General features: G+C 58.3%; 6 protein-coding genes. 3 read left to right on the top strand and 3 right to left on the bottom strand.

Going from position 1 to position 11,163, the window contains the following annotated elements; translation table 11 throughout:
• Together ABWO67_RS16580 and ABWO67_RS16575 are read right to left on the bottom strand one after the other, a co-directional pair.
• Positions 1-1,193: acetyl-CoA C-acyltransferase (locus ABWO67_RS16580; RefSeq protein WP_353153533.1), on the bottom strand; the 1,193-nt coding region annotated here is incomplete at its 3' end.
• 50 nt (positions 1,194-1,243) lie between these two features.
• Positions 1,244-3,682 (bottom strand): 3-hydroxyacyl-CoA dehydrogenase NAD-binding domain-containing protein, encoded by a 2,439-nt coding sequence (locus ABWO67_RS16575; protein ID WP_353153530.1) that lies wholly within the window; start codon positions 3,680-3,682, stop codon positions 1,244-1,246.
• Between the two features lie 182 nt (positions 3,683-3,864).
• Between ABWO67_RS16575 and ABWO67_RS16570 the strand changes: the two genes are divergently transcribed.
• On the top strand, positions 3,865-4,578 hold the full coding sequence (locus tag ABWO67_RS16570) for a hypothetical protein (RefSeq protein WP_353153528.1): 714 nt from the start codon (positions 3,865-3,867) through the stop codon (positions 4,576-4,578).
• On the opposite strand, the gene ABWO67_RS16565 is transcribed toward ABWO67_RS16570, so the two are convergent.
• Positions 4,575-4,766, bottom strand: a complete 192-nt coding sequence (locus tag ABWO67_RS16565; RefSeq protein ID WP_353153525.1) for a hypothetical protein — start codon at positions 4,764-4,766, stop codon at positions 4,575-4,577. The two genes, ABWO67_RS16570 and ABWO67_RS16565, sit on opposite strands and share 4 nt — an antisense overlap.
• Positions 4,767-4,996: 230 nt before the next feature.
• Between ABWO67_RS16565 and ABWO67_RS16560 the strand changes: the two genes are divergently transcribed.
• Both ABWO67_RS16560 and ABWO67_RS16555 read left to right on the top strand, forming a co-directional pair.
• Positions 4,997-9,688, top strand: a complete 4,692-nt coding sequence (locus ABWO67_RS16560) for a glutamate synthase-related protein (protein WP_353153523.1) — start codon at positions 4,997-4,999, stop codon at positions 9,686-9,688.
• Positions 9,689-9,697: 9 nt separating this feature from the next.
• Positions 9,698-11,161 carry a glutamate synthase subunit beta gene (locus tag ABWO67_RS16555; protein ID WP_353153520.1) on the top strand — a complete coding sequence of 488 codons (1,464 nt, stop codon included), beginning with the start codon at positions 9,698-9,700 and terminating at the stop codon, positions 11,159-11,161.
• The last annotated feature ends 2 nt before the right edge of the window (positions 11,162-11,163 follow it).

The raw sequence follows: 11,163 nt of genomic DNA, 5'->3' as shown, positions 1-11,163 counted from the left end.
ACCCGCTGGAAAATCCCCGCAGCCCCCATGCCTGTACCCACGCACATGGTCAGCATGCCGTATTCCAGATTGCGGCGGCGCAGGCCATGAATCAGCGTTGCAGCGCGGATGGCGCCGGTAGCGCCCAAAGGATGGCCCAAGGCAATGGCGCCGCCCAGCGGATTAACGACATCGGGATCCAGGCCGAGATCGCGGATGACTGCGAGCGATTGCGCCGCAAAGGCTTCGTTGAGCTCTATCCAGCCCATCTGATCCTGCCTTAGTCCGGCCAGCTTCAACGCGTGCGGAATGGCTACTTTAGGCCCTATACCCATGATTTCCGGCGGCACGCCTTTCACCGCAAACGACACGAAACGCGCCAGCGGCGTAAGGTTATGGGTTTTGAGCGCCCTTTCCGACACCACCAGCAACGCACCTGCGCCATCGGATATCTGTGAGCTATTGCCTGCCGTAACGCTACCCCGGGCAGCGAAAACTGGACGCAGCTTTGCCAAAGCTTCCAGGCTGGTTTCCGCGCGCGGCCCTTCATCCAGCGATACCGTTTTATGGCGGACCACAATTTCCCCGCTTTCCAGATCGGGACTGCGGCTGACGACATCAATAGGCAAGATCTCGTCGGCAAATTCGCCTGCCTGCTGGCCTGCAATGGCGCGCTGATTGGACTGTAACGCAAAAGCATCCTGATCTTCGCGCGATACCTTCCACTGCGTGGCCACTTGTTCAGCCGTCAAACCCATGCCATAGGCTATGCCCAGATTCTCGTCATTGGCGAAAATTTTCGGGCTGAACGAGGTGCTTACACCCATCGTCGGCACCAGGCTCATGGACTCGGTGCCTGCAGCCAGGATCACATCCGCTTCGCCCACACGTATCCGGTCGGCCGCCATGGCAATGGCCGTCAAACCCGACGCGCAAAAACGGTTCACGGTAACCCCCGCCACCGACGACGGCAAACCCGCCAGCAGCGCGCTTATGCGAGCCACATTCAAGCCTTGCGGGCCTTCCGGAATGGCGCAGCCGACAATGGCGTCTTCAATCGCGGCCGGATCCAGGCCCGGCGCCTGCGCCAACAAGCCTTTGATGACGGTGGCCAAGAGGTCGTCGGGCCGCGTGTGCGAAAAAAAGCCGCGAGGCGCTTTGCCTATGGGGCTGCGCGTTGCCGCGACGATATAGGCTTGTTGCAAAGTGGTCATGCCTGACTCCGTGTGTTATTTGCTTGGCGTAGGTGTCGGACTACGCGACATCAGTTGCGAACGGGCTTGCCGGTTTTAAGAATGCCCTCAATGCGCTCCTGCGTCTTGGGCAGGACCAGCAGCTCCAGGAACGCTTCACGCTCGCGCTTAAGCATCCATGCTTCATCTACAAGAGAGCCCGGATCTACATCGCCCCCGCATATGACATAGGCCACTTTTTCGGCCACAGTAAAGTCGTGATCAGAGATAAAGCCGCCCACCTTCATGTTGAGCAATTGCGCCTTGAGCGTGGCGATGCCATCGCGGCCCGCCACCGGGAAACGTTGCGCCAGCGGCGCGCGCCAACCCGTCTCTGACAGATTTCTCGCTTCTCGAACCGCCACATACAGCAGTTCGTGGCGATTCATGACAACAGGATCCGATGACTGCAGGTAACCCATTTTCCGGGCCTCCAGCGCGGACTTCGATACCTGGGCGCTGGCCACGGCCAAAGCAAACTTTTTCACAAAAGCCAGCAAGGGCGCGTCGGGCGCCGCTTCGGCCTGGAGTTCGGCCGCCCTGCGCGCGCAAAATGTCAGCCCGCCAGCGCCCGGCACCAGGCCGATGCCGACTTCGACCAAGCCAATGTAGGTTTCAAAATGAGCAACACGCCTTGCGCAATGCACTGACAGCTCGCAGCCGCCGCCCAGAGCCAGGCCAGCCAGAGCGGCCACCACTGGCACTTGCGCATAGCGCAGACGCAAAACCATGTCCTGCATTTCGCGTTCTATGGGCTCTACCGCGGTAGCACCACCTTGCACAAAGGCCGGCAACATCGCCTTAAGATCGGCGCCCGCTGAAAAAGGGTCGTCCAGCTGCCCGATAACCAAGGCTTTGAACGAGGCCTCGGCCAGGTCAACCGCATGCATTATTCCGCGCACCACGCCGGGACTAAGTGTGTGCATTTTACTTTTGAACGACAGAATCAAGACATCGCCAGGATGCGGCGCCGGCAAGGTCCAGCAACGAACCGCGTCATCCTCGTAGACCACCGAAGGCTCTAAGCTGACGGCTTCGCCCACAAGCCGTGGCGCACCGATTTGCCGCTGATATACAGGTAGAACGCTTCGGCCTTCGAACCGTTTTTCGTGTGGGTTCCATGACCCGGCTGCGGTATGCACGCCCTGCGCCTCCCATACTGGGCCACGCAAGACCCACTCGGGCAAGGGCGCATCAGACAAGGTCTTGCCCGCCTTGATATCCTGGGTGATCCAGCCGGCCACGTCCTGCCAGCCCGCCGCCTGCCAGATCTCGAACGGACCCTGGGCATGGCCAAAGCCCCACTTCATGGCCAGGTCCACTTGACGCGCAGTATCGGCAATATCAGCCAAATGGACAGCGCTGTAGTGAAAGCTATCACGCAATATGGCCCACAGAAACTGCGCCTGCGGATTACTGGATTCATGCAAGGCTTTCAGTTTCTTGGCGGGATCGCGCTCGGCAAGAATGGCCGCAACCTCCTCGTCGATCTTCGCGTCGGCTGCCACATATTCCTGGCTGGCAGGATCCAGTCGCAATATGGATTTACCTTCCTTGCGATAAAATCCCGCGCCAGTTTTTTGGCCCAGCGCCCCTTTTTCTATCAGTCCGGCCACGACAGGCGGCACGCCAAAATGCGCGTGAAACGGATCGCCAGGCAACTGATCTTGCATGGTGCGTATAACGTGGGCCAGCGTGTCCAGCCCGACCACGTCTGCCGTGCGAAAAGTGCCAGACTTGGCTCGGCCTAATTTGGCGCCCGTCAGGTCATCGACCAGTTCGTAAGTCAGCCCGAATTTCTCGGCTTGCGCAAATACCGACAGGATGCCGAAGACCCCGATGCGGTTACCGATAAAGTTGGGGGTGTCCTTGGCCCGCACTACCCCTTTACCCATGTTCGACACCAAAAAGGTTTCCAGCAAATCCAGCAACCTGGGTTCGGTGTGCGAAGTAGGAATCAGCTCGACCAGCGTCATATAGCGCGGCGGATTGAAAAAATGCACGCCGCAGAACCGGTGACGCAAGGATTCGGGCAAGGCCGCGGCCAATTCTGTAATCGACAGCCCCGACGTATTGCTGGCAATGATTGCATCGTGCTTAAGGGCAGGCGCCAGCTTCTGATAAAGATCGCGCTTCCAGTCCAAACGTTCTGCGATGGCTTCGATGACCAGGTCACAATCGGCCAGGCGATGCAAATCGTCGTCATAATTGGCGGGTGTAATCAATGCCGCCAATTCCGGGATGCCCAAGGGGGCAGGATTAATCTTGGCCAACTGCGCGATGGCTCTTTTAGCGATGCCATTCTTGTCGCCTTCCTTGGCCGGCAGGTCGAACAACACGACAGGCACGCCCGCATTGACGCAATGCGCGGCAATCTGGGCCCCCATGACGCCGGCGCCGCACACCGCCACTTTGCGTATATGGAATCGGGCGGCATCAGCCGCTTGTTGACCGGATTGACCAGACTGCATAAACCTACCCCTTAGTGAACAGGTGAGCCGCAACGCTGCCGGCTCCTGAATATGGAATCAAGTCACGATAATCCATGACAGCTTTTTTTGAAACCACATTCCCTTTTTTAATGTCGAATTAATCAACCCGCATGAAATTTAACTAGAATAGAGGCCACGCCTCTTTTAGCTGTTCGCCTGTTATGGCCCGATTGCCACGCCTTTACGCCCCACAAATACCGCAACTTGTGCAAGCGGAATTTGCGCACCCGCTGGCAGCCGTCTCTGATCCCGCTCCAGTTGCCGAACTAAACCAATTACTGGCCTGGCTGGAACAAGACGCTCGGGAACACAAAGTGGCATTGCATGGCTGGCTGCTATTGAATGACCGCATCACTCTGCTGGCCACCCCGCCTGATGCGCTAAGCCTGTCTAAACTCATGCAGGCCCTAGGGCGACGTATGGCGACGCGCATTCGGCACGGACGTGTGTTTACGGGCCGGTACCGCAGCGCCCTGATTGAACCTGGCCGCTGGGTGCTGCCCGCACTGATGTGGCTGGAATCCCTGCCCGTCCAACTGCATTATGTGGATAAGGCCGAGAACTGGCCGTGGTCGTCTGCAGCGGGGCACACAGGTTTACATACGCGCAACGATGCACTGGTTACCGATCACAACGATTATTGGGAAGACGGTAATACGCCATTTGCACGGCAGGCACGATACAGAGAACGGATGGGGATGGGCTTGTCTGCGGCGCAGAGCCTGCGGATTCAGCAGGCGCTCTTTGGTCAATGGGTACTGGGCGAATCCGTATTTCTGGCCCGACTTCAAACCCAGGCGTCACGGCGCATATCGCCAGCCCCCCGCGGGCGACCACGAAAACTGGTGCCCGCGGAGTTGAACAGGCCTGATTAGCGCGAAGCGCGAACCTGCGACCCGAAAAACACAACCCCCATGCCGCCATCAAGCTTGTGGTCGCCATGGTTGGTTTTTTGCCCTGCACGTTGCAATCGTGCAGCTTTTTTTCCGGTCGACAACAATTTTTTTTGCTTGCTTCCCAGCATAAGCCTGTTGGTCATAAGCGCAATTTGTTTTAATATCATTTTATTTCTCCTTTTATAATCAATGATTTAAGTGCGTCCCCAATTATGTCACATATAAACTGACAAATCAATAAATAGGGACATACCCTATTTGTTTTTCTTGTAAAACGGACTTTCCGGCAGTATCTTTCAGTTATTGCACCGCACCAAAAGCGCCCAGCGCACCGCCAGACTGCTGTCCGGCCAGTCGCTTGCCCACCCGGCGTGCCAATCGACCTGTGAGCCTCCTTATGTCCAAGTCTTTAACCACCACGACCAAACCGTCCGCCCAGGGTTTATATAACCCCAACAATGAACACGACGCCTGTGGCGTGGGATTTGTGGCCAATATCAAAGGCCGCAAAAGCCACGCTATCATCCAGCAAGGGTTGAAGATCCTGGAAAACCTGGATCACCGCGGCGCGGTGGGTGCTGACGAGCTCATGGGCGATGGCGCCGGCATACTCATCCAGATTCCCGATATCTTGTATCGCCAGGAAATGGCCATCCTGGGCGTTGAGCTTCCTCCGCCCGATGAATATGGCGTAGCCATGGTTTTCCTGCCTAAGGAAATGGCCTCGCGCCTGGCCTGTCAGCAAGAGCTGGAACGCGCCGTGCGCGACGAAGGCCAGGTCGTACTGGGATGGCGTGATGTGCCCATCGACCGCGATATGCCCATGTCGCCAACCGTGAGCGCCTGTGAACCGGTCATACGCCAGCTATTCATAGGCCGGGGCAACGACATCATGGTGCCCGACGCGCTAGAGCGCAAACTTTACGTCATCCGCAAAACCGCCAGCCATGCCATACAGAATATGCTGCTGGCGCACGGACAAGAATATTTTGTACCGTCGATTTCAGTACGCACCGTGGTGTACAAAGGCTTGTTGCTGGCCAACCAGGTAGGCAGTTACTACCGCGACCTGGCCGATAGCCGCGCGGTATCGGCGCTGGCAATGGTCCACCAACGCTTTTCCACCAACACCTTCCCCGCCTGGCCATTGGCTCACCCTTACCGGATGATCGCGCATAACGGCGAAATCAACACGGTAAAAGGCAACTTCAACTGGCTGCGCGCCCGCGAAGGCGCCATGCAATCGGCGGTACTGGGCGAAGACTTGCCCAAGCTGTACCCCATCGTCTACGAAGGGCAGTCTGACACGGCAACCTTCGACAACTGCCTGGAACTGCTGGTGATGTCGGGTTATTCGCTGGCGCACGCCATGATGATGATGATTCCCGAAGCCTGGGAACAGCACACCGACATGGACGAAAACCGCCGGGCGTTCTACGAATACCATGCTGCCATGATGGAGCCCTGGGATGGCCCCGCCGCCATTGCCTTTACCGATGGCCGCCAGATTGGCGCCTTGCTGGATCGCAATGGCCTGCGCCCCGCGCGCTACCTGATTACCGACGACGATATGGTGATCCTGGCTTCCGAAGCCGGCACCCTGTCCATTCCCGAACACCGCATCGTCAAGAAATGGCGCCTGCAACCAGGCAAAATGTTCCTGATCGACCTGCAGCAAGGCCGCATTATCGATGACGCGGAAATCAAGTCGCAGCTAGCCAACACCCGCCCCTACCGGCAATGGATTGAACGTCTGCGCATGAAGCTGGAATCGCTGCCGACGCAAAAACTGGACGACGCCCCTATAGCGACCGCATCGCTACTGGACCGCCAACAAGCCTTTGGCTGGACGCAGGAAGACTACAAATTCATTCTGCAACCCATGGCCGCTACCGGCGAAGAAGCCATGGGCTCCATGGGCAACGACGCGCCGCTTGCCGTGCTGTCCAACAAATCCAAGCCGTTCTATAACTACTTCCGGCAATTGTTCGCCCAGGTGACCAATCCGCCTATCGATCCGATACGCGAACAGTTAGTCATGTCGCTGGTGTCATTCATTGGCCCCAAGCCCAATCTGCTGGATATCAATAACGTCAATCCGCCGCTACGCCTGGAAGTGACGCAACCCGTGCTGGATGTGGCCGCCATGGCGCAGATCCGCAACATCGAGAAAATCACCGCGCACAAATTCCGCAGCTTCGAACTGGACATCACCTACCCCACGGCCTGGGGCCCCGATGGCATTGAAGCCTGTATCGCCTCGCTTTGTTCGAATGCCGCCGACGCGGTGCTCAGCGGCTATAACATCTTGTTGATCAGCGACCGCAATATCGACAGCGAACGCGTGGCCATTCCCGCGCTGCTGGCCACATCAGCCATCCACCTGCATTTGATCCGCGCTGGCTTGCGCACCAAGACAGGACTGGTGGTGGAAACCGGCTCGGCCCGCGAGGTACACCACTTTGCACTGCTGGGTGGCTATGGCGCCGAAGCCATCCACCCCTACCTTGCACTAGAGTCGCTGGCCATGATGGACCAGCCCGAAACCGCCATCAAGAACTACATCAAGGCGATCGGAAAAGGCCTGAACAAGGTCATGTCCAAGATGGGCATTTCGACCTATATGTCCTACACCGGTGCGCAAATTTTCGAGGCGGTCGGGCTGCACTCCAGCCTGATCAACAAATACTTTACCGGCACGCAAAGCAATATCGAAGGCATAGGAATTTTTGAAGTAGCCGAAGAAGCCCTGCGCCTGCATAAGGCCGCGTTCAGCAACGACCCTGTACTCAGCAACGCCCTGGAAGCGGGTGGGGACTATGCCTGGCGAGTGCGCGGCGAAGACCATATGTGGTCGCCCGATTCGATTGCCAAATTGCAGCATGCCGCACGCGCCAATAACTACAGCACGTACAAGGAATACGCCCAGTTGGTCAACGACCAGTCGCGCCGCCACATGACGCTGCGCGGCCTGTTCGAGTTCAAGGTAGATCCGGCGCGCGCCATTCCGCTGAACGAGGTCGAGCCAGCCAAGGACATCGTAAAACGCTTTGCCACCGGCGCCATGTCGTTGGGTTCGATTTCGACCGAAGCCCATACTGTGCTGGCCGTTGCCATGAACCGCATTGGTGGAAAATCCAACACCGGCGAGGGTGGCGAGGACGAACTTCGCTACCGCGCTGAAATGCGCGCCGGCAAAAGCACCGTCAAGAAAGGCGATACGCTGGCATCGTTCCTGGGCTCGGACCGTATTGAAGCCAATGTGCCGCTGACCGCGGGCGACTCTTTACGTTCGCGCATCAAGCAGGTTGCGTCGGGACGCTTTGGCGTATCGGCCGAATACCTGTCCAGCGCCGATCAGATTCAGATCAAAATGGCCCAAGGCGCCAAGCCTGGCGAAGGCGGGCAATTACCTGGCCACAAGGTATCTGAATACATTGCCAAACTACGTTATTCCGTGCCAGGCGTGGGGCTGATTTCGCCCCCACCGCACCACGACATTTACTCTATCGAAGACTTGGCCCAGCTTATCCATGACCTGAAAAACGTGAATCCCAAAGCGTCGATTTCGGTCAAGCTGGTATCGGAAGTGGGCGTAGGCACCGTGGCCACAGGCGTTGCCAAGGCCAAGGCCGACCACGTGGTCATTGCCGGCCATGATGGCGGCACAGGCGCATCCCCCGTTTCATCCATCAAGCATGCCGGCACACCATGGGAATTGGGCCTGGCCGAAACACAGCAAACCTTGCTGCTGAATAACTTGCGCAACCGTATCCGCGTGCAGGCCGACGGGCAAATGAAAACCGGCCGCGATGTCGCTATCGGCGCCTTGCTGGGTGCTGATGAATTCGGCTTTGCAACCGCGCCGCTGGTCGTCGAAGGCTGCATCATGATGCGCAAATGCCACCTGAATACTTGTCCGGTAGGCGTTGCTACGCAGGACCCGCTGCTGCGCAAGAAATTCCAGGGCAAGCCTGAACACGTGGTGAACTACTTCTTCTTCGTTGCTGAAGAAGTGCGCGAAATCATGGCGCAACTCGGCATACGCAGCTTTGATGAGCTTATCGGACGCGTTGACCTGCTGGATATGCGTCCCGGCATCGAGCACTGGAAAGCGCAAGGTCTGGACTTCAGTCGCGTCTTCCACGCAGTGGCTACCACCACCCCTTTATATCAAACCCAGACACAAGATCATGCGCTGGATCACGCCCTGGACCATCAGTTAATTGAACGCAGCAAAGCGGCCATCGAACGCGGCGAGAAAGTGTCTTTCATCACACCGGTACGCAACCGCAACCGTAGCATCGGCTCGATGTTATCCGGCGTCGTGGCGGCGCGCTACGGCCACGAAGGCCTGCCCGACGACACCATACATATTCAGTGCAACGGCGCGGCCGGCCAAAGCTTTGGCGCCTTCCTGGCCAACGGCATCACCCTGGACCTGGTCGGCGAAGCCAATGACTATGTGGGCAAAGGCCTATCGGGCGGCCGCATCATCGTACGTTCACCCAATGATTTCCGCGGCTTCGGCCCCGACCACATCATCGCCGGCAACACCGTGCTGTATGGCGCCTTGTCGGGCGAGGCCTACTTCAATGGCGTGGCGGGCGAACGTTTTGCCGTACGCAATTCGGGGGCTGCCACCGTCGTAGAAGGGACCGGCGACCACGGTTGCGAATACATGACAGGCGGCACAGTCGTGGTGCTTGGCGCCACGGGGCGCAATTTTGCAGCCGGCATGTCGGGCGGCGTGGCCTATGTCTGGGATCCCGACAACACCTTCCGGCGCCGCTGCAACCTGTCCATGGTCGAGCTCGAAAGGCTGCTGTCCCATGACGAGCAGAGCGAACTGGGCCAAATTGAAACCTGGCACAGCGCGATCCGCGGCGGCGAGCGGGAAACCGACGAAACGATTTTGCGGCGATTGGTCGAAGGCCACTATCGACACACCGGCAGCTTCCGTTCTCGCGATGTGCTCGACGACTGGGCTCGCGCACGCATGTCGTTCGTCAAAGTCATGCCCATCGAATACCGGCGCGCCCTGGGCGAACTCTGGCGCGCGGTCAATCCACAACAAATTGCGGCCTAAGGAAAAGACATGGGCAAAGTTACCGGCTTTCTTGAATTCCAGCGCGTCAAAGAGACCTACGAAGCACCGCTGAAACGCGTTAAAAACTGGAAGGAATTCGTCCACACCCTGACCGACACCGAAGCCAAGCAACAAGGCGCACGGTGTATGGATTGCGGCATACCGTTCTGCACCAGCGGCTGCCCAGTCAACAATATCATTCCCGACTGGAATGATTTGGTTTACCAGCAAAACTGGCGCAGCGCACTCGATGTGCTGCACTCCACCAACAACTTTCCGGAATTCACTGGGCGCGTATGCCCCGCCCCCTGCGAAGCGGCCTGTACCTTGAACATCAACAATGACGCGGTGGGCATCAAGTCCATCGAGCACGCCATTATCGACAAAGGCTGGCAACAAGGCTGGGTGATTCCGCAGCCGCCAGCACGCAAAACCGGCAAGAAAGTGGCCGTTGTCGGCTCCGGACCGGCTGGCCTGGCCTGCGCGCAGCAACTGGCTCGCGCAGGGCATTCCGTTACCGTATTCGAGAAAAGCAATCGCATCGGCGGCCTGCTGCGCTACGGCATCCCCGACTTCAAACTGGAAAAGTCCCACATTGACCGCCGGCTTGCCCAGATGGAAGCCGAAGGCGTGGAATTCTGCCCATCCACCTACGTGGGCGCCGCCGAACATGCCGAAGATGGCCTGAACACTCGCACCCCCGAATCGCTGCAGGCAGAGTTCGACGCCGTCGTGCTGACTGGCGGGGCCGAGAACCCGCGCGACCTGCCCGTGCCGGGCCGTGAACTGCGCGGCATTCACTATGCCATGGACTTCCTGCGTCAGCAGAATAAGGCCTGTAATGGCGACCGCGTCAGCAAACAAATCACCGCCAAAGACAAGCACGTCATCGTCATCGGTGGCGGCGATACCGGCTCCGACTGCGTAGGCACCAGCAATCGGCACGGCGCAGCCTCTGTCACGCAATTCGAACTGATGTCCAAGCTGCCCGAGACGGAAGACAAAGCGCTGACATGGCCATACTGGCCCGCCAAGCTGCGTTCATCGTCCTCGCACGAAGAGGGCTGCGAGCGCGACTGGGCAGTCGCCACCAAATCGTTCGAAGGCAAGAACGGCAAAGTGGAAAAACTGATCGCCATTCGTGTGGAGTGGTTCAAGGACAAGGCAACAGGCCAGATGAAAATGCGTGAAGTGGAAGGTTCGCAATTCGAGCTGCCTGCTGATTTGGTGCTGCTGGCCATGGGTTTCGTTTCACCTGTAAAGAATGTGCTGGATGCCTTCGGCGTAGATCTGGACGGCCGCGGCAATGCACGCGCCAATACGGATGATTACGTTACGAATGTCGAGAAGGTGTTCGCGGCTGGCGATATGCGGCGCGGGCAGTCGCTGGTGGTGTGGGCGATTCGCGAGGGTCGGCAGTGCGCGCGGTCGGTGGATGAGTTTCTGATGGGGGAAAGTACGCTGCCACGGTAGTT

This window comes from Pollutimonas bauzanensis (genome assembly GCF_040393045.1).
Lineage (GTDB): Bacteria > Pseudomonadota > Gammaproteobacteria > Burkholderiales > Burkholderiaceae_B > Pollutimonas > Pollutimonas bauzanensis_A.
Note: the sequence above shows the minus strand (reverse complement) of the source record. Positions and strands in the feature narration are given on the sequence as shown.